Raw genomic sequence first — 391 nt, 5'->3', positions numbered from 1 at the left:
GGGCAGAATGAAGTATAACAATTAAAAAAAAAGAATGATATGGCTAAAGATATTGATTTAACTGCGCAGAAGTGGCTGGACATTGTTTTTGAAGGTAAAAACAAACAGTACGGTGCTTATACTATGCGGGACAATTCTTCGGACAGACACGTTAAGTCCTTGATAATCGTAACATTGGCTGGCTTGACGCTCATCTATCTGCCACGATTGGTGAGTGCGGTGATGCCTGCCCCAAAGGTGATAGAACAAGTTACCGAAGTTGAGATGATTGATTTGAGCGAGCAGGAGATACCGGAAGAGAATAAAATCAAGGCTGCCGAGTTAGTGGCTCCGCCCCCGATTTTGAAGGAAACGGGGAAGCTGACCCCTCCGGGCATTGATAAGGACGAAA

The 391-nt window shown here is 44.8% G+C and carries 1 pseudogene; it reads left to right on the top strand.

The features are described 5' to 3' along the window. Positions 1-39 precede the first annotated feature (39 nt). Positions 40-391 (top strand): annotated as a pseudogene (locus tag ASC50_RS05365) (energy transducer TonB); the annotation flags it as partial.

The sequence above is a fragment of the Candidatus Symbiothrix dinenymphae genome (genome assembly GCF_001431085.1).
The sequence above is the reverse complement of the archived record's forward strand: the minus strand, read 5'-3'. Positions and strand labels throughout refer to the sequence as shown.